Source organism: Gemmatimonas sp., from assembly GCF_031426495.1.
Lineage (GTDB): Bacteria > Gemmatimonadota > Gemmatimonadetes > Gemmatimonadales > Gemmatimonadaceae > Gemmatimonas.
Genome location: NZ_JANPLK010000029.1, coordinates 26,153 through 52,099 on the forward strand (window position 1 = coordinate 26,153; position 25,947 = coordinate 52,099).

The 25,947-nt window shown below is 65.9% G+C and carries 20 protein-coding genes; 10 read left to right on the forward strand and 10 right to left on the reverse strand.

Translation table 11 applies throughout. The annotated features are described in order from the left end of the window. Positions 1-116: 116 nt before the first annotated feature. The 6 genes from gpmI to RMP10_RS08325 all read left to right on the forward strand — a co-directional run bounded on the left by gpmI (position 117) and on the right by RMP10_RS08325 (position 6,496). Positions 117-1,685 carry a 2,3-bisphosphoglycerate-independent phosphoglycerate mutase gene (gene gpmI / locus RMP10_RS08300; RefSeq protein WP_310569873.1) on the forward strand — a complete coding sequence of 523 codons (1,569 nt, stop codon included), beginning with the start codon at positions 117-119 and terminating at the stop codon, positions 1,683-1,685. Between the two features lie 56 nt (positions 1,686-1,741). After that, positions 1,742-2,455: a hypothetical protein gene (locus tag RMP10_RS08305; RefSeq protein ID WP_310569874.1), complete on the forward strand. Its 714-nt coding sequence runs from the start codon at positions 1,742-1,744 to the stop codon at positions 2,453-2,455. 6 nt (positions 2,456-2,461) lie between these two features. Next, a complete protein-coding gene (locus tag RMP10_RS08310) occupies positions 2,462-2,890 on the forward strand; it encodes a 6-carboxytetrahydropterin synthase (RefSeq protein WP_310569875.1) in 429 nt (142 codons plus the stop codon). Then, positions 2,887-4,479, forward strand: coding sequence for a D-alanyl-D-alanine carboxypeptidase/D-alanyl-D-alanine-endopeptidase (gene dacB, locus RMP10_RS08315; protein WP_310569876.1), 1,593 nt, complete (start codon positions 2,887-2,889; stop codon positions 4,477-4,479). The genes RMP10_RS08310 and dacB overlap by 4 nt, the downstream gene beginning before the upstream one ends. Before the next feature lie 62 nt (positions 4,480-4,541). Then, positions 4,542-5,807 carry a gephyrin-like molybdotransferase Glp gene (glp, locus tag RMP10_RS08320; protein WP_310569877.1) on the forward strand — a complete coding sequence of 422 codons (1,266 nt, stop codon included), beginning with the start codon at positions 4,542-4,544 and terminating at the stop codon, positions 5,805-5,807. Further along, positions 5,804-6,496, forward strand: a complete 693-nt coding sequence (locus RMP10_RS08325) for a methyltransferase domain-containing protein (protein ID WP_310569878.1) — start codon at positions 5,804-5,806, stop codon at positions 6,494-6,496. Before glp ends, RMP10_RS08325 begins: the two co-directional genes overlap by 4 nt. Here the strand turns inward: RMP10_RS08325 and RMP10_RS08330 are convergent. Then, positions 6,493-8,388 carry an ATP-binding protein gene (locus tag RMP10_RS08330; RefSeq protein ID WP_310569879.1) on the reverse strand — a complete coding sequence of 632 codons (1,896 nt, stop codon included), beginning with the start codon at positions 8,386-8,388 and terminating at the stop codon, positions 6,493-6,495. The genes RMP10_RS08325 and RMP10_RS08330 overlap by 4 nt on opposite strands. Positions 8,389-8,626: 238 nt before the next feature. Here RMP10_RS08330 and RMP10_RS08335 point away from each other — a divergent pair, with 238 nt between their 5' ends. After that, positions 8,627-9,067, forward strand: a complete 441-nt coding sequence (locus tag RMP10_RS08335) for a hypothetical protein (RefSeq protein WP_310569880.1) — start codon at positions 8,627-8,629, stop codon at positions 9,065-9,067. 17 nt (positions 9,068-9,084) lie between these two features. After that, positions 9,085-11,802, forward strand: coding sequence for a glycoside hydrolase family 3 N-terminal domain-containing protein (locus tag RMP10_RS08340; protein WP_310569881.1), 2,718 nt, complete (start codon positions 9,085-9,087; stop codon positions 11,800-11,802). A gap of 15 nt (positions 11,803-11,817) precedes the next feature. Here RMP10_RS08340 and RMP10_RS08345 read toward each other — a convergent pair whose 3' ends face one another. From RMP10_RS08345 to RMP10_RS08360, 4 genes are all read right to left on the reverse strand, one after another. Next, a complete protein-coding gene (locus tag RMP10_RS08345; protein WP_310569882.1) occupies positions 11,818-13,860 on the reverse strand; it encodes a (Fe-S)-binding protein in 2,043 nt (680 codons plus the stop codon). A gap of 8 nt (positions 13,861-13,868) precedes the next feature. Next, on the reverse strand, positions 13,869-14,858 hold the full coding sequence (locus RMP10_RS08350) for an electron transfer flavoprotein subunit alpha/FixB family protein (RefSeq protein ID WP_310569883.1): 990 nt from the start codon (positions 14,856-14,858) through the stop codon (positions 13,869-13,871). Position 14,859: 1 nt separating this feature from the next. Further along, positions 14,860-15,615 carry an electron transfer flavoprotein subunit beta/FixA family protein gene (locus RMP10_RS08355; protein ID WP_310569884.1) on the reverse strand — a complete coding sequence of 252 codons (756 nt, stop codon included), beginning with the start codon at positions 15,613-15,615 and terminating at the stop codon, positions 14,860-14,862. A 130-nt stretch (positions 15,616-15,745) separates the two neighbouring features. Continuing rightward, positions 15,746-16,984 (reverse strand): acyl-CoA dehydrogenase family protein, encoded by a 1,239-nt coding sequence (locus tag RMP10_RS08360; RefSeq protein WP_310569885.1) that lies wholly within the window; start codon positions 16,982-16,984, stop codon positions 15,746-15,748. A 158-nt stretch (positions 16,985-17,142) separates the two neighbouring features. Between RMP10_RS08360 and RMP10_RS08365 the strand changes: the two genes are divergently transcribed. Then, positions 17,143-19,977 carry a hypothetical protein gene (locus RMP10_RS08365; RefSeq protein ID WP_310569886.1) on the forward strand — a complete coding sequence of 945 codons (2,835 nt, stop codon included), beginning with the start codon at positions 17,143-17,145 and terminating at the stop codon, positions 19,975-19,977. A gap of 209 nt (positions 19,978-20,186) precedes the next feature. Then, positions 20,187-21,194, forward strand: a complete 1,008-nt coding sequence (locus tag RMP10_RS08370) for a hypothetical protein (protein ID WP_310569887.1) — start codon at positions 20,187-20,189, stop codon at positions 21,192-21,194. A 9-nt stretch (positions 21,195-21,203) separates the two neighbouring features. Here RMP10_RS08370 and RMP10_RS08375 read toward each other — a convergent pair whose 3' ends face one another. The 5 genes from RMP10_RS08375 to RMP10_RS08395 all read right to left on the reverse strand — a co-directional run bounded on the left by RMP10_RS08375 (position 21,204) and on the right by RMP10_RS08395 (position 25,900). Continuing rightward, positions 21,204-22,112: a SprT-like domain-containing protein gene (locus tag RMP10_RS08375; protein ID WP_310569888.1), complete on the reverse strand. Its 909-nt coding sequence runs from the start codon at positions 22,110-22,112 to the stop codon at positions 21,204-21,206. A gap of 20 nt (positions 22,113-22,132) precedes the next feature. Further along, a complete protein-coding gene (locus RMP10_RS08380) occupies positions 22,133-22,810 on the reverse strand; it encodes a dienelactone hydrolase family protein (RefSeq protein WP_310569889.1) in 678 nt (225 codons plus the stop codon). Further along, on the reverse strand, positions 22,807-23,967 hold the full coding sequence (locus RMP10_RS08385; RefSeq protein WP_310569890.1) for a VOC family protein: 1,161 nt from the start codon (positions 23,965-23,967) through the stop codon (positions 22,807-22,809). The genes RMP10_RS08380 and RMP10_RS08385 overlap by 4 nt, the downstream gene beginning before the upstream one ends. Positions 23,968-24,045: 78 nt before the next feature. Then, positions 24,046-24,894: a metallophosphoesterase gene (locus tag RMP10_RS08390; RefSeq protein WP_310569891.1), complete on the reverse strand. Its 849-nt coding sequence runs from the start codon at positions 24,892-24,894 to the stop codon at positions 24,046-24,048. Continuing rightward, positions 24,887-25,900, reverse strand: a complete 1,014-nt coding sequence (locus RMP10_RS08395) for an isocitrate/isopropylmalate family dehydrogenase (protein ID WP_310569892.1) — start codon at positions 25,898-25,900, stop codon at positions 24,887-24,889. Before RMP10_RS08395 ends, RMP10_RS08390 begins: the two co-directional genes overlap by 8 nt. Positions 25,901-25,947: the final 47 nt, after the last annotated feature.

Consider the following 25,947-nt stretch of genomic DNA (forward strand, 5'->3'; position numbering starts at 1 on the left):
GCGGCTTCCAGTAGATTCCAACAGTTCGACCTGCTCCAACGATCCCAAACCGGATCGCGGACGGCGCCATGCTTCCGTGGCGCCTTCGGATCTTTCCCAGCTTACCCCATGACCCGATGACCGCGCGACCCGCACGTGCCGTTGCCCTCGTCATCCTTGATGGGTGGGGCTATCGGGAGGACCCTGAATCGAATGCAATCCTGATGGCGAACACGCCAAACTGGAACCGCATCTGGGCCCACGCGTCGCGTACCCTGCTGACCGCCTCGGGGCGCGCCGTCGGACTTCCCGACGGGCAGATGGGCAACAGTGAGGTAGGACACCTCAATCTGGGTGCCGGACGGGTCGTGATGCAGGACCTGGTGCGCATCGGTAGCGCCATCGAGGACGGGAGCTTTTTCCGGAATCACGCGCTGGTTCAGGCCTGCGATCGCGTCAACGCCTCGGGCGGCACGCTCCACCTGCTCGGCTTGCTGGGGCACGGCGGCGTGCATGCGCACGACGCGCACTTGCTGGCGCTGGTGGAGCTGGCGCAGCAGCGCGGTGTGAAACGGGTGATGCTGCACGCGATGCTCGACGGCCGCGACACCCCGCCGCAGTCGGCGATGGGTTTTTTGCGTGACGCACTCGCGAACATCGGCGACCGCGCGCAACTCGCCTCGGTCTCCGGGCGCTATTACGGCATGGACCGCGACAATCGTTGGGAACGCACCGGCCTGTGGTACCGTGCGGCGGTGCGTGGCGAGGCCCCCGTGGAAGTCGATGCACTGACGGCGCTGCAGCGCGCCTATGACGCCGGCACGACAGACGAATTCGTGCTGCCGTACGTCATGTCTGGGCCCGATGGGGCACCCCTCGCGCCGATGCGCGATGGCGATGCGTTGATCTGTTTTAACTATCGCAGCGACCGGATGCGACAGTCGCTCCGCGCCATCGCCATGCCCGACTTCACCGGCTTCGACACCGGCACGCGTCCCGCGCTCTCGATCACCACAATGACGAGCTACGACGATGCGTTCCCGTTCCCGGTCGCCTTCGCTCCGCAGTCGATGCGTCATCTCGTGGGTGAAGTGATTTCCGACGCTGGTCTCACACAGCTGCGCATCGCCGAGACTGAGAAGTATCCGCACGTCACCTTCTTCTTCAACGGCGGGCGCGACGCACCGTTCCCTGGCGAAGAGCGGCACATGATGCCGAGTCCAAAGGTTGCCACGTATGACCTGCAACCGGAAATGAGTGCGGCCGGCGTCTGCGACATTCTGTGCGAGGCGCTGGCCACTCGCACGCACGACTTCATGCTGTGCAACTTTGCCAACACCGACATGGTCGGCCACACCGGATCGATTCCGGCGGCCATCCGCGCCGTGGAAGCGGTGGATGCCTGCCTCGGTCGCATCCTCGAAGCCGCCGAGCGCGGCGGGGCGCGGTTGATCATCACCGCCGACCACGGCAACGCTGATGTCATGGTCGATCCGATCACGCGTCAGCCACACACCGCGCACACCACGAATCCGGTGCCGCTCGTCGTGCTCGACCCCGATCAATCGGTGCCGCTGCGACGTGGTGGTGCCCTGTGCGATGTAGGGCCGACGGCACTCGCACTGCTCGGCCTCGCGTTACCCCCAGAAATCACGGGTCGCGATCTGCGCGACCTGAGCGATCGCTCGCCTTCAGCCACCGTGTGATGCCCGCTTTGTCTTCCGTTCTGCGCTCGCCGCTGCCTTCCTCGATCTCGTCGACCGTGTCGCTCGCCCGCGTGTGGCGGTCCCTCGTCCAGTTCGGCGTCGTCGCCGTCGGCAGCCTGGTGCCGGCTGTCGTCGCCGCGCAGGTGGGGCATCTCCCGGCCAACAGCCCGTTCGAAGACGTGAAGCTGGGGCAGAATCTGTCGATCATGGGTGGGTGGATGGCGATGAAGCGTGACCCGGCCGATGTTGCGCCCAAGTCATCGCTTGCCGCCGCGCTGCGCTACGATATCGCGATCGGCGGGCCGGCATCACTGTACGTGCGCTATCTCATCGCCCCGTCGGAACGGAAGCTGCTGCTGCCCACGAATCCGCGAGCGACGCGCACGATCGGCAATCCCGGCGTGACGACGCATGAACTCGACGCCGGCCTCGACCTCGCGTTGACCGGCAAGAAGACTTGGCACCGGCTCATTCCATCGCTGAATGGTGGTGCCGGCATCGTGAGTGATTTTTCGTCGGCCGATACGGGTTCGTATCAGTTCGGCACGAAGTTCTCGTTCTCGTATGGCCTGGGGGTGCGCTACCTGCCGCGCAAGGGGCCGATGATCCGCGTGGATCTCACGAACTTCCTGTGGCAGTACGACTATCCCGACCGCTACTTCGTGAAGGCGTCTGACACGACGTCCGTGCTGACCGATACCCGCAACCGCTCCGCGTGGCGCGGGTCGCGCACGGTCACGGTTGGCGTGACGCTGCCGCTGTTCCGCTGATCGGGTATGCCGCGCACGTCACTCACCCGCCGCGTGACGTTCGCCGCGGCGCATCGTTATCGTCGCCCGGACTGGAACGATCAGGAGAACGCCGAGGTGTTCGGCGCGTGCGCCCATCCCAACTATCATGGACACACGTACGTCTGCGATGTGACCGTGGCCGGTCCGGTCGATGAAGAAACGGGCTTTGTCGTAGACCTCGGTTTCCTCGACCGCGTGTTGCAGCGCGAAGTGCGCGACCGGTTCGATCATCGCAATATCAATCTCGACGTGCCCGAGTTCGGTGACGGCCGTCTGATTCCCACCGGCGAAAATCTCTCGCGATTCATCTGCGAGCGCGTGCAGGGAGCGCTCGCGCACACCACCGCCGTGGTCATCCGCGTGCATCTCGCCGAAGATCTCACGCTCAGCAGCACGTATGAGGTGGATGCATGATGGTGCCTTCGAGACTCGGCGTCACCGTGGTGTCGCTCACGCTCGGTGCCGCCCTGGCCGCCGGATGTGCAGGCGGCTCCCGTGCCGCGATGGACGTGCCGCGCCCGGAGCCGGGTGTGCCGATCATGATGCCGGCGGCGGTGGTCCCGGCGCCTACAACGCAGGGTATCCTGCAAGGCATCGTGGACTCGGTGCTGGCGGCGCCGATGTGGCGCAATGCCCGATGGGGGCTCTTGATCGTGGACGCCGAGCGCGGCGACACGATTCTGAGCAACGATGCCGACAAACTGTTCATGCCGGCGTCGAACGAGAAACTGCTCACCGGTGCCATCGCGTTACAGACGCTGGGCCCGGACCATCGGTGGCGCACGCCGGTGCTGTTGCACGGGCGCCAGCGCGGATCGACGTGGCAGGGTGATGTGCTGGTGTCGGGAAGCGGCGACCCCGGCGTGAGCGACTCACTCAGTGGCGGGTCGGCGATGAATGCGTTCGCGCCTGTACGCGACGCCCTCGCGACCCGCGGCATCACGCGTATCACCGGCCGCGTGCGGGCCATCGGCGATGCGTTCCCGGGACTGACCACGGGATTCGGATGGGCGTACGACGACTTCGATGCGGCGTATAGCGCGGCGGTGGACGAACTGATGTTCAACGAGGGCGTGCTCGTACTGAAGGTGCGCGCCGCCACACGAGTGGGTGGTGCGGTCGCGGTCACGAGTGCGCCCACGCGAACGTATCCGCAGCTGCTGGTGCAGGCGACCACGCGCGATTCGGTGGCGACGACGGCTGGCGCGGTGCGCCCGCCCCGCCTCGAAGCCATGTACGACAGCATCGGCGATCGCGTGGTGGTCACGGGCACGTTGGCCATCGGTGACAGCGCATCGATCACGCTGTCGTATCGCCATCCCAACGATGCGTATGTGGCGGCGCTCACGCAGTCGCTGACCGACGGTGGTATCCGGATTACCGGACGCCCACTAGCGAAAGCGGATACGCTGGGTCGTGTGGCGGACACAGTGGTCGTGCTCCAGTCGGCGCCGTTGGCCGACGTGCTGCGTCGCATGCAGAAGCCGTCGCAGAATCAGATCGCGGAATTACTGTTCCGTACATCAGGACTGCGGGCCAGCGGTGATGGATCGCCGGACAGTGCGCGTGCGGTGGGCGTGCGCACGCTCGCCGGATGGGGCATTACCACCGCCGATGCGGCGTATCGCGATGGCAGCGGACTGTCGCGCCACGACTACGTGACACCGCGGGCGATCGTGAAGGTGCTCGACGCGATGCGCCGGTCGCCGTGGTTCACGACCTATCGCGATGCGTTGCCCATTGCCGGCGTGGACGGCACGATCGGCAATCGGATGAAGGGCACGCCGGCCGCAGGCAATGCCCGGGCGAAAACCGGCACGGTAGACAAAGCGCGATCGCTCTCGGGGTACGTCACGACCGCCGATGGCCGGCTGATCATGTTCTCGATGTTGAGCAACAACTTCACGGTGCCGACTCGTGAAGTGGAGCGGGTGCAGGATCTGCTGGTGACGACGCTGGCCGGTCGCGCATTGGGCGGCCTCGCGCCGCGCGCGCCGCGTTGAGTGAGACGTCGCGTCACGCGTCGCGTGCTGCATTGCTACCGGTATTGACACCAGCGAACCACATGCCACTCTCGTTCGATGAAGCGCTCGACGCCATTCTGCGGCAGGCCGACGGCCGCACTACCTCGACGGAGCAGATCGCGCTCGGGCACTCGCTCGGGCGCGCGCTCAGTGCGCCGATCCGCAGTCGCGTGGCCTTGCCGCCCTGGGATAATGCCGGCATGGACGGCTACGCGGTCAACCGTGCCGACGTGATGGGCGCCACGCGCGCGGTGCCGAGGGTGATGCCGGTGCTGGGGATGAGTGCGGCTGGTGCGGACGCCACCGCCTTGCCCTGGGTGCAACAGGGTACGGCGCTGCGTATCATGACTGGCGCGCCGATGCCTCCGGGCGCCGATGCGGTCATTCGCATCGAAGACACCGACGAAGGGATCGAACTCGTCACCGTGTTCGATGACCGCGATGCACAGGGTCGGGCGAACGTGCGGCCACGCGGTGAAGATGTCGCAGCTGGCAGCGAGCTGTTTTCGCGCGGCACCACGATTGGCGCGTCGCATCTGGGCGTACTGGCCAGCGTCGGCGCGCACACGGTGCCGGTGTACCGCGCCCCGCGGGTCACGATCGTGTCCAGCGGCGATGAACTGGTACTGCTCGATCGGTTCGATGAAGTCGAAGCCGGTCAGCGCATCGTCTCGTCTTCCAGTTATGCGCTGCCGGCACTGCTGCGATCGGCAGGTGCCGACGTCCGCACACTGCCGCTGGTGCCCGATACCCTTGGCGCGCTGACCGATGCGTTGGCCGGAGCCCTCGACGATGGCTGCGACTTGCTGATCACGACGGGCGGTGTGTCGGTCGGTGCCCACGACTACACGCGAGACGCGCTCGCCGCGCTGGGTGGACGACAGACGTTTTGGCGCGCGCGTATTCGCCCTGGCGGACCGATCGGCACCGGCATGGTGCGCGACGTGCCGTGGCTCGGTCTGCCCGGCAATCCCGTGTCGACGATGGTCACCGGCTCGCTGTTTGCGTGTCCGTTGATACGCTTGCTCGGCGGACATGCCGGCCATCGCCCACTGCGCATCCCGGTGCGCTTTCTGGACGGCGCCGATACGCCAGCCACGCTGACCCATTTCCTCCGCGTGGTGCTGACGGCCGGCGCCGACGGCTTGCCCGAGGCGCGGCTGGCCGGTCCGCAGGGCTCCAACCTGCTGCGCACGATGGCGCTCGCGAATGCGTTGCTGATGATACCGCCCGAGGTGTCGCGCGCTGACGCTGGTTCGACCTTTACCGCGATTCTCCTACCCGACGTTCCTCTGATGACGACATGACCCGTCCGATCCTGACCGACCTGCATGGCGAGGCGCTTGATGAGGCGCTGGGACGCTGCTTCTCACTCGCTACGGAAACGGTGGATATCGGAGGACGCGCAGTGACCCTCGTCAAGCCGGAGAACGCCGACCACCTGATCAGCGAAGCGGACTACGTGATGGACGAGCGCCTGCCGTACTGGGCAGACTTGTGGCCATCCGCGCGCGTGCTCTCGGCCACGATGGCGCGTGAAGCGGGCGCGGGGCGACGCTTGCTGGAGATGGGTTGCGGACTCGGACTGGCGACCGTGGGAGCGATGCTAGGCGGCTTCGAGGTGACCGCGACCGACTACTACGATGACGCGCTCCATGTGACCCGCGGCAATGCCGCGCGCAATCTGGGCCACGAGCCCAAGGTGCGCATGGTGAACTGGCGCGAATGGCCCACCGACCTGGGCGCCTTCGACGTGGTGATGGCAGCCGACGTGCTGTACGAGAAGGAGTACGCGATCCTGGTCGGCGAGTGCATGGCGCGTGCGCTGACGCCCGACGGCGTGGCGATCGTGGCCGACCCCGGTCGTCTCGCCCTGCCGATGTTCCGCGAGAATCTCGTGCACGTCGGCCTCGAGATCTTCGACACCGTCACCACGAAGTTCGAGGAAGGCCCGGTGAAGCAGGAGATTCAGGTGATGCGCTTGCGGCGCGGCTAGCGCGCCGCGGCGACGGTCGCGGTAAGCACACGCAGGAGTTCGCTTGTGCTGAACGGCTTGGCGATGAGCGGAACGCTGTCGATGCCTTCGACCGCATGTTGCTCGAGCTCATCGTAGCCCGAGAAGAACACGACTGGAAAGTCGGCGACGATACGACGCACCGCGAGAGCCAGCTGCACGCCGTCCATGACCGGCATCCGCACATCGGTGAGCACGAGAGCGATCTGGTCGCGATGCGCCCTGAACAGCGCGAGCGCCGCCTCTCCGTCAGGCGCCTCGAGCACGCGCCAGCCATGACGCTCCAGCAATCGACGCGTCGTGGTGCGCACCGCGAGATCGTCGTCCACCAGGAGAACGCCATTTGCGGCATTGGCCGGGTAAGTGGGCGCGGTACTCGTCGCGCCCGCCTCCGTGCCGACGGCAAGCGGTAAGGCGATACGCATGCTTGTGCCCTGCCCAAGGACGCTGGTCACCTGCACTGTGCCGCCGGCCAGCGTGACGACGCCGTACACCACGGAGAGCCCGAGCCCCGTCCCACTGCCGGTGGCCTTGGTCGTGAAGAACGGCTCGAAGATGCGCTGCTGGGTCGCTTCGGCCATGCCGATCCCGTTGTCGCGCACGGTCAAGACCGACGTGCTTCGTGCGGCGTCGACGCGAACGCCAATCTCTAAGCGGCCACCGTCGGGCATCGCGTCGCGCGCATTGAGCACGAGATTGAGTATCACCTGCTCCAGCTGACTGCGGTCGGCGATTACCAGCGCATCACCGCTATCCGCATCAATGTGCACCTCGACCGTCGGTGGCATCGACGTGCGCAGCAGCGGCAGCGTGTCGTGCACCAGCGCTGCGAGATCGATGCACTCGGTCGCTCGCGTCTGTCGGCGACTGAACGCCAGGAGCTGTCGTGTGAGACTGGCCGCGCGCTCCGCGGTCTGCAGCGCATTCTCGAGGTCAGCCCGCGCGTCATGCGTGCTCGGCAGATCATACAACGCGAGCTGCACCGCGTTTCGGATGGCTGCCAGCAAGTTGTTGAAGTCGTGCGCCACCCCACCGGCGAGTTGCCCGACAGCTTCCATTTTCTGCGCCAGATCGAGCCGCTGTTGCAACTCGGCGCGCTCGCGATCAAGTTCGAGGCGGCGCGACTGATCCCGCCAAGCCACGACGGAGACGCGTCGGCCGGCGAGCATGGTATGACGCACACTCACTTCGACCGGCACCTCGGTGCCATTCGGTTGCCGGTGCACCCAGTCGAAGGTGAGCGCTCCGTGTTCGAGCGTAATGGCGCCGAGCGCACGCGACTTCGCCTCGGAGAGACTGCCGTCGGGCTGGATGGGCGGTGAGAATTCCGCCGGCCGACGGCCGACGAGATCCGACTTCTCGGTGAGTCCGAGCATACGCAGCGCGGCCGGGTTGCAGTCGACGACGCCCGAGTGATCGGAGATCAGCAGGCCGTCCTGCGCATGCTCGAAAACCAGCCGGAGGCGTTCCTCAGCCTCTTTGCGCGAAGTGATGTCCTGGCCGATCGCCACAATGCCAATCGGCGCGTCAGTTTTGTCCAACACCCGGGTCACATTCCAGAGCAGCGTGCGCCGCTGACCATCCGGGAGGATCGAGTCATCCTCGAAGTTCACGGTGCGTTTGCCGGCCAGCACGGCCTGAATGTCAGCCGCGACGGCGACACGATGCTCGGGCGCAATAAAATTCGCGACGTAGTCCATCCCCAGCGCTTCGCGGCGTGGCGTCTGATACAGATCTTCGGCCGCACGATTCCAGGCGAATATGCGATGGTCCGGATGCAATCCCACCATGACGCTGCCCGCCGTCTCGACGATGGCCGCCAGCATCGGTCCCTCGGGGGCGTCACCCAACCTCCACTGCGCCGTGTCGAACATCGCCTCTGCACCCTCGTTGTTCGCTCACGCGATCGGCCCATCCCGTACTAACGATACGCGACCCAAGATATGGCGCCGACCTGGCCTCTTCCGACAGGGCTCGGACGACCGGCCGCGTTTGGCGGCGATGACGGACCGATCCCGCAGAAACTGTCGCGCGCGCTCCACAGGTTGGGCCATGCGAGGGCCATTCTCCCTCTGACGGAAGATTGGCACCATCCTTCCAGTAGTGCACGGCATGAACTCGCCAACGCGTATCCCCTGGCTGCGGGCGCCCCTGATGGCCCTCGCGATTCTGCTTTTTGCCCTCCTGCTGCTGTTGCCTGTCGCGGCAATCCAGGCGCAGGCGGTCACCGCCGCCGCTCCCTCCGTTGTGGTGACGGTCGACGGCGAAGTGAGCGACATGTTCGTGAAGGGCAAGTCGTTGGAGGTGCGCTACCGCAACACGGGGACGACCGCCACCGAGATCATCGGCGAAGTGCAGGTGCGCCTTGGCGACGACTCGCTGGTTGTGGCGTTGCCGCTGGTGGAAGGCAAGCGCATCCAGGCGGGCAAGCGTGAGACGTTCCGCCTGGCCATGCCGTCGCTCCCCCCCGGCAAGTACACGATCTACGCCGTGGTGCATTTCGGCGGTGAAGCGCTGACCGCGGCCCAAGCCGAACTCGAAATCCGGCCGTAAGCGCGCTACGCTTGGGCATGCTCACTCGCGTGCCCAAGCAATTCTCGATCGTGGGGCCGGCGTTGGCCGGCCTGTGCATTGCCGCCTTGGCATCAGCCGCTGCGGCTCAGGAGGCGCCTTCCCGGCCTCCACGCAGCGCGCCATACCTTGATGCCCGTGGCACGCCGCCGGAGCGCGCACAGGACCTGCTGGCGCGCATGACGCTCGAAGAGAAGTTCTGGCAGCTGTTCATGATTCCCGGCGATCGTGACGACCCATCGCACGACTATCGCCACGGGTCGTTCGGCCTGCAGATCAACGTACCGTCGGGCATGCGCGCCGATGCGTTGCGCAGCGACACGCTGAACGCCGACGTGGTCGCACGAGCGCACACGGAGCGCATCAACGCGCTGCAGCGCTGGTTCGTGAACGAGACCCGGCTGGGCATTCCGCTGCTGCCCTTCGAGGAAACGCTGCACGGGCTTGGCCGCGAAGGGGCGACGACGTTTCCGCAGGCCATTGGCTTGGCGGCGACCTGGGACACGGCGCTGGTGAGTCGCGTGGCCGGTGCGATCGCGAACGAAGCGCGCAGTCGTGGCATCCGCCTATCGTTGTCGCCGGTCGTGAACATCGCCAATGACGTGCGTTGGGGCCGCGTCGAGGAAACGTACGGCGAAGACACCTGGCTCACGTCGGCCATGGCCCGTGCCTACATCACAGCCCTCGAAACGCGCGGCGTCATCGCCACGCCGAAACATTTCGTGGCCAACGTCGGTGATGGCGGGCGCGACAGCTATCCGATCGAGTTCAGCCAACGGTTGCTGCAGGAGCGCTACTATCCACCGTTTCTGACGGCGATCCGCGATGCACACGCCGGGTCGGTCATGAGTTCGTACAACTCGGTGGATGGTTCACCCTCCACGCAGAATCGCGCGTTGCTGACCGACGTACTGCGCGGTGAATGGCGGTTCGGCGGGTTCGTGATGTCCGACGCGGCCGCGACGGGAGGCTCTACGGTGCTGCACCACACCGAGGCCAGCACCGCCACCGCTACCCGGCACGCGCTGGAGTCGGGACTCGATGTCATCTTTCAGTCGAGCTACGACCAACACCGCCCGTATCTCGCCGCGTTTCGCACCAGCGGCCTGTCGATGGCGGTGATCGACAGCGCGGTCGTGCGCGTGCTGCGCGCCAAGTTCGCGATGGGGCTGTTCGAGTCACCGTACGGCAATGCCGACAGCGCGGCGGCGTTGGCGCGGTCACCGGCGCACCGAGCGTTGGCGCGTGAGGCGGCCGTAGCGTCGTACGTATTGCTGCGCAACGAACGCGCGCGATTGCCCTTGTCCGCGCGCGCGCAGCGCATCGCCCTCATCGGCCGCGATGCCACCGAGGCGCGCGTTGGTGGCTACTCGCCGCCGGGGGCGCGCGCCGTGAGCATCGCCGAGGGTGTGCGCGCCGCCTTGCCGGCGGGGAGTGTGCTGCGCGTGAGTGCGGGCGTGCCGCGGCTCTGGACGCCGTTGGTGGTGATTCCTACCACGCACTTCACGACGGTGCGCGACGGCGCCACGGTGCCCGGATTGCGGGGAGAGTACTGGGCCAACATCGGCTTCGACGGTGCCCCCGCGATCACCCGCACTGATGCGCAGATCGACTTCGGCTGGACGCTCAACTCGCCGGGTCGCGGTATTCCGTACGACTGGTACTCGGCGCGATGGACGGGCACGCTCACGGTACCGGCCGGCGGCGCGCGCACGATCGCCGTGGAGGGCAACGACGGCTATCGCCTGTACGTGAACGACACGCTGCGTATCGACCGGTGGCGCAAAGCGTCGTACGGCACACAGCGCGCAAGCGTGTCGCTAGCCGGCGGATCGCGTCAACGCATCCGACTCGAGTACTTCGAGGCCACCGGCAACGCGCGACTCAAGCTGCTGTGGGACGCCGGCGTGCGCGACCCGCAGCCGGCGGCGATCGCGCGCGCGGTAGCCGACGCGCGTGCGAGTGATGTGGCGATCGTCGTAGCGGGCATCGAGGAAGGCGAATTCCGCGACCGCGCGTTACTCGGCCTCCCCGGCCGGCAGGAGGAACTGATCCGTGCGGTGGCCGCCACCGGCACGCCGGTGGTTGTCGTGCTCGTCGGCGGCAGTGCGATCACGATGCCGTGGATCGATCGCGTGGACGCCGTGCTGGACGTGTGGTATCCCGGCCAAGACGGTGGGCACGCGGTGGCCGACGTGTTATTCGGCAAGGCGTCACCGGGAGGGCGGCTGCCGCTCACCTTCCCGATGCACGAAGGTCAGGTGCCGCTGCACTACGCCCATAAACCCACGGGGCGCGGCGACGACTATCTCGATCTCACCGGACAGGCGCTCTTTCCCTTCGGCCATGGGCTGAGCTACACCACGTTCGCGTATCGGGATCTTGCCATCGAGGTGCGCCCGAAGAGCGACAGCATCGCGATGCGCGTGTCACTCACCGTCGAGAACATCGGCGCGCGCCGTGGCGATGAGGTGGTGCAACTGTATCTGCGCGACGTACTCGCGAGCGTGGCGCGTCCGATGATGGAGCTGGCTGGATTCACGCGCATCGCGCTCGCGCCTGGGGTGTCGCAGCGCGTGACGTTCAGTGTGCGTCGCGAGCAACTCTCGCTCCTGGATGCAAACATGCGCCGGGTCGAAGAACCCGGCGCATGGCGCATCATGGTTGGCGCATCCTCCAAGGACATCCGCGTGCGGCGCGAAGTCGACGTGCCGTAGCGGCGTGATCGTGCGCTACACCGACACGATCGGCAACAATCGAGAGGCCACGACTTCGGAGATGTCGAGCACCGGCACGCTGCTGCCGGCACCGGTCACACCGTCGGTGATCATCGTCATGCAGAACGGACAGGCCACGGCGATCTGATCGGCGCCCGTGGCCAACAGCTCCTCGCTGCGCTCCACGTTCACGCGCTTACCGACGTTCTCTTCCATCCACATGCGACCACCGCCGGCGCCACAGCACATACCGCGACTCTTCGTGCGCGGCGGCTCCACCAGTTCCATGATCGGCAGCGCCCGCTTGAGCGTGTTGCGCGGCGCGTCGTAGATCTCGTTGTAGCGACCGAGGTAGCACGAGTCGTGATACGCGACCTTGAGCCGCTGCCCGTGCTCGGTGTCGAGCGGCACGCGACCGGCTTCGAGCAACCGCTCGATGTAGTCGGTGTGGTGAATGACTTCGTAATTGCCACCGATGTCCGGAAACTCGCTGCCCATTTGATGGAAACAATGCGGGCAGAAAGTCACGATGGTTTTCACGTTGTAGCCGTCGAGCGTTTCGATCACGCCCTTGGCGAGCATCTGATACAGATACTCGTTGCCCATTCGACGGGCCGGATCGCCGTGACAGGTCTCTTCCTGGCCGAGAATCGCAAAGCGCACGTTCGCCGCCTGCAAAATGCGCGCGAACGCCACCGTGATTTTTTTGGCGCGATCGTCGAACGATCCCATGCAACCGACCCAGAACAGGATGTCGGCCTTCTCGCCCTTCTCCACCAGCTCGGCCATCGTGGGGATGTCCATCCCCTCGGCCCACTGCGCTCGGTCCGACGCACTGAAGGCCCACGGGCTGCCGTTGCGCTCGAGACTCGTGAGCGCCGGTGCCAGCTCGTCCGGAAAGCGCGACTCCATGAGCACCAGATCGCGACGCAACTCGTTGATGATGTCGAGCTGGTCGATGCTGACCGGGCACTCCGTCACGCAGGCGCGGCAGCTGGTGCACGCCCACAGTTCTTCTTCGGTGATCCAGTCGTCGAGCAGGTTCTTGGCGAGCACCGCCGTCTGCGCTTCGCTGGCCGTACCGCCGCTCGCTGCAATCGCATCGAGCGTTGTCGCCTTTTCGGTCAATCGCGCACGCGTTTTCACGACGATCATGCGCGGTGACAGCAGCTTGCCCGTCGTGTTGGCCGGACAGACGGCGGTGCAACGACCGCACTCGGTGCACGAATAGCCGTCGAGCAGGTTCTTCCAGCTCAGATGCTCGACATCGGACGCGCCGAACTGTTCGGCATTCTCGGCTTCGAGATCCATCGGGCGCATGGCGCCGATGCGGCCCGGGCCGCTCGTGTTGGAGAACCACACGTTGATGAGCGACGTGAGCACATGCAGGTGCTTGGAACCGGGCAGATGATTCAGGAAGTACAGAATCAATACGGCATGAATCCACCACGACCCACGCGCCACAAGGTGCGCCGTTTCCGCCGACACGCTACTGAACAGCGGCAGTAACAACCCGGAGATAATGCGACCGTCTGGCGACGCGCCCGTACGCAGCTCCATCACGAACAACAGCAACAGCGTGAGCATGAGCGTCGCGATCATGCTCAGGATGAACACGGCGTCGGCGCCACTCACCTCAGCGAAGCGCTTCGGCTTGATCACCAGACGACGGTACAGCAGATACACCACGGGGATCAGCACGAAGACCGCGAAGATCTCCTGCGACACGACGTACGGGAGGTACAGGAACCGCGGAAGAATCACGTCCCAAGTGAAGGGCGTGTAGAGCCCTTGGATCATGATCTCGAGCGTACCGAGGCCGAGCACACAGAAACCCCAGAACACGAGGGCGTGCATCATGCCGCCAACCGGGTCGCGCAGAATTTTGCTCTGCCCGAGCCCGATCAGCAGGAAGTTTTTCGTGCGCTGATCGGGGTGGTCGGTACGCACTTCCTCGTGGCCGATATTCAGCCAGCGCTTCAGCCGTTTCGCGCTGCGGGCGAAGAACCCGAGCGCGACGGCGAGAATGACCGCGAAGACGAGATTCGAGACCCCCATGTTCCCGGTCAGCCTTGCGCCTTGGCAGCCTTCACGGCGGCGGTGAGCGCCGGCATGATCTCGAACACATCACCCACGATGCCGTAGTCGGCAATCTTGAAGATCGGGGCGTCCTTGTCCTTGTTGATCGCCACGATCGTCTTTGAGGTGCGCATACCGGCCAGGTGCTGAATGGCGCCCGAAATGCCGACGGCCACGTACAGGTTCGGGCTCACGTTGCGTCCCGTCTGGCCGATCTGATCCGAGTGCGGGCGCCAGCCCTCGTCGGTCACCGCGCGGGTTGCCCCCACAGCGGCGTTGCCGAAGGCGTCGGCAAGATCTTCGCACAGCTTGAAGTTCTCGGGCGCCTTGAGGCCGCGACCACCGGCCACGATCACCGGCGCGTCGTTGAGATCGAGCTTGCCGGTGTTGCCTTGCTTGAGCTCCACCACCTTCACGCGCGACGCCAGTGGATCAGCGGCCGACGTGATCGAGGTGGTCGCGAGCGCCCGCGGCGCCTCCGCCGGCTGGAACGCCGCCGGACGCACCGACAACAGCGCCGGCGTCCCGGAGAGCGCCAACGTGGCGATCACCTTGCCGTTCATGTTGAAGTGCTGACCCAACACCGCGCCGCCGTCCACCGTGAAGCCGGTGAGATCGGCGGCGAGACCGACGCCCAGCTTCGCCGCCACGCGCGGTGACAAGTCGCGTCCCTGCGCGGTTGCGCTGAACAGCGCGTAGCCGTACGTACCGCTGCCTAGCTGTTGGGCCACCGTCGCTGCGAGGGCTTCGGGATTGTACTGCGCGAATCCGGCGTGCTCGAGCACGAGCACCGAGTCGGCACCGTACTGCGCCAGCGAGGCCGCCTTGGCACCAATGCCAGCGTCACCGGCGAGGAGCGCATGCACGCTGCCGCCACCGGAGAGATCGGCCAGAGCACGACCGGCGGTCACGGCTTCGAGCGCCACCTTGCGCAGGTCGCCACCACGCACTTCTGCGAATACGAGAACGTTGGCCATCTCAGAGCACCTTCGCTTCGGTCTGGAGGAGTCGTACGAGCTCGGGCACCGCGGCGGAACTGTCACCGAGAATGCGACCGGCAGCCCGTTCGGGGGGCAGCGCCATCTTGTGCACCGTCACCTTCGCGTCGCCGAGCTGCGCCGGCTTCACGTCGAGCGGCTTCTTCTTGGCGGCCATAATGCCCTTGAGCGATGGCAGCCGTTCCTTGTTCAGGCCGTCGTCGATGGTGAGCACCGCAGGAAGCGGGAACTCCATGACTTCCGTCGCGCCTTCGAGTGCGCGTTCGGCCCGACCGGTGCTGCCGGAGATGTCGAGCTTGAAGACGTTCGTCACGCACGGCAGATCGAGCAGCTCGGCCACCATCGGGCCCGTCATCTGATTCATCGAATCGATGGCGATGCGTCCGAAGAGGACGAGGTCGTAGCCGCCCTCTTTGATTTCGGCGGCGAGCGCACGCGCAATGGCGAGACCGTCGGCCGGAATGCTATCGGCCTTCAGCAGCACTCCGCGATCGGCACCCATGGCGAGCGCCTTGCGAATCTGCTCCTGTGCCGCGTCGGGTCCGAGGGAGATCACGGCCACTTCACCCACATTGCCGTTCTTCTCCTTCAACTGCAGCGCGGCTTCGATCGCCCACAGATCGAAGTCGTTGACGTCGTACTTGAGACCCGCTTCATCTACGCGGGAGCCGTCAGCGGTGATGGCGAACTTCACTTCCATGACCGGGACGCGCTTGATGCACACGGCGATCTTCACCGCGGACGCTCCGTAAAAGAGGCTGATAAAGAATCTGCGAGGTAGGAACTACTTCGCTGGGGAAGCTAGGCGCGGGTCCCCCCGCCGGCAATGCGACGGGAGCGTCACCTTTTGGCCGCTCCGCTCACCCCTACTTGAACGCGTTAAGTCCCGTAATGGCCTGTCCGAGAATGAGCGAGTGCACGTCGTGCGTCCCCTCGTACGTATAGACGCTCTCGAGATTTGCCATATGGCGCATCGCGCTGTACTCGGCCAGGATGCCGTTGCCGCCGAGCAAGCGACGCGCTTCTCGGGCGATGTCGGTGGCGATGCTGACGTTGTTGCGCTTGGCCAGCGACACCTGCGTGGGCGTGAAATTGCCGGCGTCCTTGAGGCGACCCAGGTGCAGCGACACCAGCTGCGCCTTCGTGAGTTCGGTGAGCATGTCGGCCAAGCGGACCTGCTGGATCTGAAAGCCGCCGATCGGCTTGTCGAACATCACGCGATTCTTCGAGTACGAGACTGCCTCCTCGAAACAGGCCATGGCGGCGCCAAGCACGCCCCACGAGATGCCGTAGCGCGCCTGCGTCAGGCACATGAGCGGGCTCTTGAGCCCCTTTGACTCGGGCAGGATGGCGTCGGCCGGCACGTGTACGTCGGTGAGCACCAGCTCCGAGGTGTAGCTGGCTCGCAGCGAGAGCTTGCCGTGCTGATCCTTGGCGTGGAAGCCCGGCAGCGATGTGTCGACGACAAAGCCGCGGATGCTGCTGTCGTCGGTGCTGTCGCCGGTCTTGGCCCAGACAATGGCGACATGCGCCTTGGATCCGTTGGTGATCCACATCTTGCCGCCGTTGATGATCCAGCTGCCGTCGGCCTGCTGCTTGGCGCGGGTGATCATCCCCGACGGGTTCGACCCGTAGTCGGCTTCGGTGAGGCCGAAGCAGCCGATCATCTCCGCCTTGGCGAGCTTGGGCAGATAGTGCTGCTTCTGCGCTTCCGATCCGAAGGCAAAGATCGGATACATGACGAGCGCGCCCTGCACCGACGCGAACGAGCGGATGCCCGAGTCGCCGCGCTCCAGTTCCTGCATGATCAGCCCGTAAGCCACGCTCGAGAGGCCGGCGCAGCCGTACTCCTCGGGGAGGTTAGCGCCCAATACGCCGAGCTCGGCCATCTCGGCCACGAGCTCGTCGGGGAAGCGTCCCTGCACATAGCACTCGCCGATGATCGGCAGCACGCGCTCGTCCACGAACTTCCGGATCGTGTCTCGAATGGAGCGCTCTTCTTCGGTGAGCGCCGCATCGATGTTGAACAGGTCGGCGGCGTGCGCCTTGAGCTCGACGGAGGGCAGCGCGGCGATCGCGCTCGCGGACAGGAGATCAGTCGACATGTGGGAAGCCTTTCAGCTGGAGAAGCGAGGGGGTATTCGGCGAAATCTAGCGTGTTACCAAGGTGAAGCGACCATCACGCTCGAGTTTGGTTGACATACGAGTTAATGCGCTGTCCTATCACTTGGTTCACACGACATGACTTTTTTCTCATGAGGACATGATGCATCGTTGGCCGTCGTTCGTTCGTTCCGCCGTTCTAACCCTCGCCTTGGCCGCGTGCTCGAGCGGCGGTGATGGCGGCACGACGCAACCGCCCGTCACCCAGAGCATTGGGCTGTCCCTGTCTGCCACGTCGGGCACAATCGCCCGCGGCGCCTCGGGGAATTCCACGATCACCGTGAGTCGGGTGGGTGGCTACTCGGGGAGCGTGGCGCTCACCACCGAGAATTTGCCGACGGGTGTCACGGCCGACTTTACGCCGTCGACGCTGTCCGGGTCAGCGACCAGTGCGACGGTGGTGTTCAACGTCGGAACGACGGCGGCGGCGGGATCGAGCACGATCACGGTGCGTGCGGCGGGCAGTGGCGTGACGGCCGTAACGAGCACGTATGCGTTGACCATTCCGGCACCGGCGGTGGCGCTCACGGCGGGCAGCGGGGCCACTTCCATCGTGGTTGGTGGATCGGCAACCGTACCGATCACGATCACGCGTTCCAACGGCTTCACTGATGCGGTGACATTGGCGGCGACGGGGCTCCCCACCGGTGTAACGGCGACGTTCACGCCGGCGACGATCGCGGCGGGTTCGACGACCAGCACGCTCAGTCTGACCGTCGCGGGCACGGCGACCCCTGGCGCGAGCACGATCACGATCAGTGCGTCGGGTACCGGTGTGACCACGCAGACGGCAAGCCTGGCGCTCACGCTGACGGCGGCCGCGACACCGGCCGTCTCGCTCACGTCGACTCCGGCCGCCGTGAGCATCGTGGCGGGTACGAACGGCACCACGGCCATCGGCGTGTCACGCACCGGCGGCTTCGCTGGTGACGTCACGCTGGCGCTGGAAGGCGCACCGGCCGGTGTAACGGGCGCGTTCTCGGCCAATCCGGTGTTGGCGGCGGGCACGGCCAGCACGCTGACGATTACGACTACGGGTGCCGCCGTGCCGGGCATCTACAATCTCACGGTGCGTGGTACCGGTACCGGCGTGACGGCGGCCACGACGACCGTAGCGGTCACCGTTGCCGCGGCACCGGCCATTACCGTAGCGGCTACACCCGCTGCGGTCACGGTCGCAGCAGGCAGCGCGGTGACTACGGCGGTCACGATCACGCGCGTAGGTGGCTACGCGGCTGACGTCGCGCTGGCGGCCACGGGCCTACCGGCCGGTGTGACGGCAGGATTTGCCCCGGCAACGCTTACCGGCGCGACGCTTACCAGCACGCTTACGCTGACGTCGACCACTGGTGCAGCCGTTGGCGCGGCTACGGTCACGGTGACCGCGTCGGGCACCGGCGTGACGGCGCGGACGGCGACCGTTAACCTCACGGTCACGGCTGCTCCGACGTACACGACGGCCGCGACCGCCGTGACGGCGCAGCAGGGCACGGCCGGCACGAGCACGGTAACACTCACGCGTGGCGGTGGATTCGCCGGTCCGGTGAACCTCGCGGTCACGGGATTGCCGGCCGGTGTGACGGCCGCGTTCAATCCGGCGACTGTGACGGGCACGACCTCAACGCTCACGCTCACGGTGGGCGGTGCGGTTGCCGCGGGCAACTACACCGGCGTGATCACGGGCACGACGGCGGGACTGGCGGATGTCACGGCGAACGTGGCGCTTACGGTCACGGCGACGGGTGGTGGGACGGGAAATGTGAACTGGCAATTCTGCGAGACCGGCCGCTTCCCGCTCTGGTTTGCGTTCCGTGACGGTACGACTGGCGCGTGGACACGAGTGACCGCTGGCGCCAATCAGACCTACTCGTTCACCATCAACAGCGCCGTGGGCGGCGTGGCGTACGCGCAGCCGCTCAGCGGCGGGCCGGCGCAGGTCACCGTCAACTACTTCACGCGCACCGAACTCACGCAGATGGGCACCCTCGAGTGCGTGAACAATCGTGCGACGAAAGCGCTCACCGGCTCTTTCGCCGGACTGGCTTCAGGCCAAACCGGAACGGTGAATGTGGGCAGCTCACTCGGCTCGGCAGCGTTCCCGACCACGACGTTCAGTCTCGATGCGGATGACGGTGCGACCGATCTCCTTGCGTTCCGGACGACCACGGTCAGTGGCGGAACTTCCGTCTCGATCGCGGCCGATCGCGCGGTGCTCCGACGTGACGTGAACTACACGGCGAACAGCGCGATTCCGGTGATTGACTTCAACGGGGCTGAGTCGTTCCCCGTGCAAACGGCGCAGTTCACCGTGAACGGCGGCGGCAGCGACATCGTTCAAGTGTACGCCAACTTCCAGAGCACCAACGGCAGTTTCTCCGGCTTCGCGTTCGGTGCGCTGTTCGGCGGGGCGTCGCCGTATACCGTCTATGGCATTCCGCTGGCGCGTACGCGTGCCGGCGACCTGCACATGGCCATCGCTCTGGCTTCCACGTTCAGCGGCAGCGAGGTATCCCAGACACGCCTCGTCGCACAGTACAATCGTGAATTGGCGAATCGCACGCTCACGATCGGCCCGTCGCTCACCGTGCCGGCCATCACCGTCGCCGGTACGTCGCCCTTCGCCCGACTGAAGTCGAGGGGCAGTTGGCAGGCAGACTATGCGGACGCGGTCGGTGCTGGATTCACACAATCCGCCGGCACAGCGCGTTCGTGGACACTCTTGGCATCACGCGGCTATTTCGGTGCATCGGGTGAATACGACCTCGAAACGCCAGACTTCAGTGGTGTGGTCGGCTTTGACAACAACTGGGGACTTCGCACCGGCGTCGCGACAACGTGGACGACCAACGCTCAGGGTGGTCTCACCGGCTTCAACCAGATCATCGAAGGCGCCTCGTTCAAGACGGCGGCGCGAATCGGTACTGTGACACCGTAAGCCATACCAGCTCAACAGGACGACACGGGGGACGCGCAGTTTGCGCGTCCCCCGCGTTGGTTGCGAAGACAGTGACGGAATACGTCACCTCGCGTGTGCACCGTCACCGAGCGCACGAAAACCGGACCGACATTTGCTTTGCATGCATCGCACGTGACCGCGCGTACTCGCGCGGCGTACTTCTCAGCCTGTACAAGCGAGACGATGCGATGAAAGCATGGTTACCGTTCCTTCTGTCCGCGGCGGTTCTGACCGCCGCGTGTTCCGACGATGACATCGTCAATCCGTCTGCCACGCTCGGCGTGTCGCTCGGCCAGACCGCCTCAGCCGTTGTTGTCGGCGGTAACACGACGGTGCCGATCACGCTCACGCGCGGCGGTGGTTTCAGCGGTTCGGTGAATCTGTCGGCCGAAAATCTCCCCACGGGCGTCACGGCAACCTTCACGCCCGCCACCGTGGCCGGCGGCACCACCAGCAGCGTGCTCACCCTCACCGCCGCCAGCACCGCCGCCGCAGCCACCAGCACGATCACGGTTCGTGCGACGGGCAACAACGTGAGCGCTGGCACCGCAACACTGCCGCTCACGGTGTCCAGCAACGGTCTGACGCTCGCCGCCAGTGCGACCACCGCGATGGCCGCGCAAGGAGCCGCCACGACTATCCCCGTGGTGATCAATCGCATCGGCACCTTCAGCGGTGATGTCACGTTGTCTGCCGAGAATCTGCCGACTGGCGTCACGGCGACGTTTGCGCCCGCCACGATCACTGGCACGAACCGCGTAAGCACGCTCACGCTGGCGGCGGCCGCCACGGCCGTCGCAGGCGTGAATACCATCACGATCCGCGGCGCCGGCACTGGCGTTGGCGCGCAGACGCAGACGATCGCCTTCACCGTAGCGCCATCCACGACCGCCGGCTTCGGCTTGTCGACCGCCCCCGCCGCGCTCAGCGTGCAGGCCGGCGCATCGGTGGCCAGCGCGATCACGGTGTCGCGTCAGAACAGCTTCGCGGGCAATGTGCAGCTGGCCGCAACGGGCGCCCCGACCGGCATGACGATCACGTTCACCCCGAATCCGGCAACGGGCACCGCGGTCGCCATCACGGTAGCGACCACCTCGGCGACGCCGGCTGGCGTGTACGTGTTGCCGATCACGGGTACCTCGACCGGTGCCGCGAACTACGTGAGCACCCTCACGGTGATTGTCACCGCGCCGTAACCTCGCGACTTATCCAGTCGCTTTTCGTCGCTTCTCAAGCGGCGTGACATCACGGCGCGCGGCGGGGGTAATTCCCACGTCGCGCGCCTTTTGTCGGAACGCCGTGCCGTGGTCCACCGGCTGACCGGTTTCGTGCTGCCACTGATGCACCATCTCGTGCAGCAGCGTGTGCATCGCTTCGCGCCATCCGTGTCGCGTGATGTGCGTGCGTGACATCACGATCTCGGGCGGCGTGTGACGCGAACCCGGATCGTAATGACCGAGTCGCGTGGCCATCTTCCCCGACAAGCGCAGCGGAATCGCTGTCAGCGCGCCCGCGAACCACTTCGCGTTGAGGTCGCGATGGGCTTCCATGAGCTGCGCGATGATCGAGACGTCACCTGGCCGCGCCGGTTCCTGTCGGCGTACCGAGGGGCCACGCTCTACGTCGAAGGCCAGAATCGCTTCGCGCGCGGTGGTCCGCTCGGTCTTGTTGCGCGCCGTGGCGAAGGCGACGATTGCGCGTAGCACCGCCTCCGGCGCTTCGGCGTAGCCTTCGTGAATACGCAGCGTACGGCCGATGAGCGACACCATCACGGTGCGCGTGCGCATGAGCACCAGCGCATCCACGCCGCGCAGTCCAAGATCTTCGAGGCGCGAAAACAGGACCGCCGTGCGGGCGCGCACGGCCGTGCGACCGCGCGACGGACGCGTGTCGTCGGCCACCGGCTTCGGCGGCACCGGCACGAACGCCGGCGTGAGCACCGGCGAAAAGACCTGCGTAAACAATTGCGACACCGCGCTGGTCACGCTCTGCGTGAACGAGGGCGCGGGCACGGTTGGCGGTGTCACAACGGGCACCACCGGCAACGACGCTTCGGACGCGGCCGGAGCCGCGTCGAAAAAGTCGAACCCCAATTGCGTGTGCCGGCTACTCATCGACGCGGAAGATGCGCCCCCTACTGGGCTCCGCGCAACGTATTGACCATTTCGGTGAGCGCGTCAATTTCGTCGCCCACGATGTCATGACCGATTCCCGGATAGATCCGCAAGTCGACCGACGCATCAAGCTGGCGGAACACCTCGGCCGACGACCGCACAATGGCCTCGGGGATGTGACTGTCGGCGTTCCCGCAGGCGAGCAGCACCGGCGTTCCGCCCAGCGACCCTCGGTCATCGCGCGCCACCAACGGGTCGCCGATCAACCCACCCGCCAACGCCGCAACGCCACCGAAACGCACGTCGGACTTGGCCGCCATCGTGGCGTATTCGAGCATCAGACAGGCGCCTTGCGAGAAGCCCACCAAAATGATGCGCTCGCTCGGAATGCCCCCCGCCCGCACCTGCTCCACCGCCGCCCCCACCGACGCCAACGCGCTGCTCAACCACGGCTCGTTCTGTTCGCGCGGATCGAGAAAGCGCTTCGGATACCAGCTGTTGCCCACGGCCACCGGTGCCACCAATGCCGCATCGGTGGCTTTCGCGGCCTTGGCGATCGGCAGCATGCCCTCGGCGCTGCCGCCGCGCCCGTGCACCAGCACAAGCGCGTACGACGCCTCCGTAAGCGGCGTGCCGGCCATGAGTGGGGACACGCTGCCGTGCGGCCCCGCCCGTTGTGCTGCAGTTGTGTCGTTCACGAACTCGCCTCCATCGTCTCAGGAATCGGCAGTGACCGACCCGGGTGTGAGAGCATCCCGCGATCACCGTCGAAGCCGTCGTAGGGCCACGGCGACCGGTCGATGTCTTCAATGTGCGCCTCGATCTGCTCGCGATGCTCCTCGAGCCACGGCGGCAGACGCAACGTCGAACCGGTTGTGCTCACCGGCTCGTCTATCAGGAAGCCGGGGCCCATCGTGGCCAGCTCCACGATATGTCCATCGGGATCCTTGGTGTAGATACTCTTGAAGTACACGCGGTCCATCACCGGCGACACGTTGATGCCGGCGTCGAGCAAGCGATCACGAAACATGAGCTGCTCCGTTTCGTTCGACACCGCCAGCGCGTAGTGATGGCCCTGCCCCGTGCCCATGTGCGAGCGGCGCTCGGTGGCCGGACGCTCGAGATACGTGACCAGCGAGCCGGGACGCGCATCGGGGCTGCCCCACGACCAGTGGCGCGTACCCGGATCATCGAAGTTCTCCGTTTGCTTCACGAGCGACAGGCCGAGCACACCGCGCAGAAATTCGTCGGTACGCTCCACGTTCGCCGTCATCGCGGTGAGATGGTGCATGCCGCGGGTAAGCGCCATCGCCGGATCGATCGTCGTGACCGGGTCCGGCCACGTGAGCGTCGCGATCAACGCTTCATCGCGACCGCCGCGCACCAATTCCGCCGGCGGCGTACGCTGCAACATGGTGCCGGCCTGCTCGTTGAAGAGCATGCCAGGGCCATCGGTCGCGATCTCGAGAATCACGCCGTCCGGGTCGCGGAAGTAAATCGACGTGAAGTACTGCCGGTCGTACGGACCACGCACGCGCAGGCCGAGATCGGTGAGCCGACGCTTCCACCGCAGCAGCGCATCGCGATCGGCGACCCGCAGCGCGACGTGATGCGTGCCGCCGATACCGGTGCGGCCGCGTGGCGCCCGCGGCCATTCGAAGAACGTGACCACCGTGCCCGCACTGCCGGTTTCGTCGGCGAAGTACAGGTGGTAGCTGCCGGGATCATCGAAATTGACCGTGGTTTTGACCAGGCGCAGGCCAAGCACGCGGGAGTAAAAGTCCACAGTCCGCTGCGCGTTGCTGGCGACGAGCGTGACGTGGTGAAGACCGACAATCTGTGCGGTGGCGGACATGCTGTCCTCCTGCCCGTCTGGCGGGCGGTGAATATCTTAGTACTAAGATATAGCCCTTTCCGCCAAGGTCAAGAGCTGCTACCGACGGTCCAGCGTGGCGGACATCGGGCCCGGCACAAAGACACCCTCGTGGTAGCCCCACGCCCGCACGGTGATCTGCGAGGCCGTGGCTTCGATCACGTTCAGCGCCGAGGGGCGATGCTTTCGACTTCGACTGGAGAGGGTGTTCGCGCCGCTCACCAGGAACCGGCCGGTGCGTCGCGGCACCACGTCGGCGCGCGCCTCGTGATCGTGTCCGGTGCACACCACATCGACCGGCAGCGCCGCCAGACGGTCGAGGGCCGTCTCCGGCTGCTTGAGGCCCCACCGGTGCGAAAGTCGGCCGCGCACGACGTTGTGGTGCACCACCAACAACCGCAGATCGCCCGCCGGGCTGGCGGCGAGTTCGCGCTGCGCCCAGTCGAACTGCGACGCGGTCAGTCCGCCTTTGACCCGCCAGTCACGCGGATACCACGTAACCGCCTGCGGCAGCATGCCGGCAGCGGAGTTGAGCCCAACCATGGTCACGCCAGGTACACGGACGACGGGCTCCAACACCGGGTTGATGTACTGCCGGTAGCCATCGTGGAGCCGGCTGGCATCCCCCCAGCCGAAGGGGGCGTGCCACCAGGCGGTGTCGTGATTCCCCGGGACTTCGATCGTGGGCGCTACGGCGCGGAACTGCTCGAGGATCGCGCGGGCGCGCTCGAACTCTTTCACGCGTGCGCGCTGCGAAAAATCGCCGGAGATGACGATGGCGTCGATACGCGATGTGGCCGCCACCTGAAGTGCGGCGGCCACATGTTCAGCCACGAACGGGAAGCCGCAGTGGATATCGGAGACGTGCAAAATGCGACGGAGCACCGCGCCGGTGTCCGGATCAGCCAAGGCGCGCGATCACGGCGTCGGTGAACTGATCGGTGGTGGAGGTGCCGCCAAGGTCGCGCGTGAGCACGGCCCCGTCGCGGATGGTGCCTTCGAAGGCGTTCCGAATGCTCGTCGCCCGCCCACGATCGCCGATGTGATCGAGCATCATACACGCCGCGAGTACGAGCGCGCCCGGGTTCGCGATGTTCTTGCCGGCGATGTCGGGCGCGGTGCCATGCACGGCTTCGAAGATCGCGGCGTTGGTGCCGAAGTTCGCACCGGGCGCGAGACCCAATCCGCCCACGAGCCCCGAGATCTCGTCGGAGAGAATGTCGCCGAAAAGGTTGGTGGTGACGACGACGTCGAACTGCTCGGGGCGCATCACCAGGTGCATCGCCATGGCGTCGATGATGCGCTCTTCAAACTGCACGCGTCCCTCGTACTCACGGGCGATCATGCGGCCGACATCGAGGAACAGTCCCTGTGAGAACTTGAGGATGTTCGCCTTGTGCACCAGCGTGACTTTCTTGCGATTGTGCGCGATCGCGTAGTCGAACGCGTAGCGCACGATACGCTCCGAGCCATGCCGCGTGATGATCGCCACCGACTCGGCGGCCGCTTTCGGATCGTCGCCGATCTTCACGTAGTGCTCGACGCCGATATACAGCCCTTCGGTGTTCTCGCGCACGAGCACGATGTCGACGTTGTCAAAGCGACCCGGCACGATCGTGTACGCCGGGCGGACGTTGGCGTAGAGATCAAAGGTCTTGCGGAGGGCGACGTTGATGGAGCGGAAGCCTTCGCCGACCGGCGTCTCCAGCGGGCCCTTGAGGGCTACGCGGGTGCGCTTGATCGAGTCGAGGGTGGCGTCGGGGATCGGGTCGTTCCAGCGCGCCACGCCGGCCATACCGGCAACCTGGCGGTCCCATTCGACATCGGCGCCCGCGGCGGCCAGAATGCGAACGGTGGCGTCGGCGATGGACGGTCCGATGCCGTCGCCGGGGATGAGCGTTATGGGAGTAGCCATACCAAATAAGATCGTCTGACGCGCACGGGGAGTGAAGTCGCGTGCTG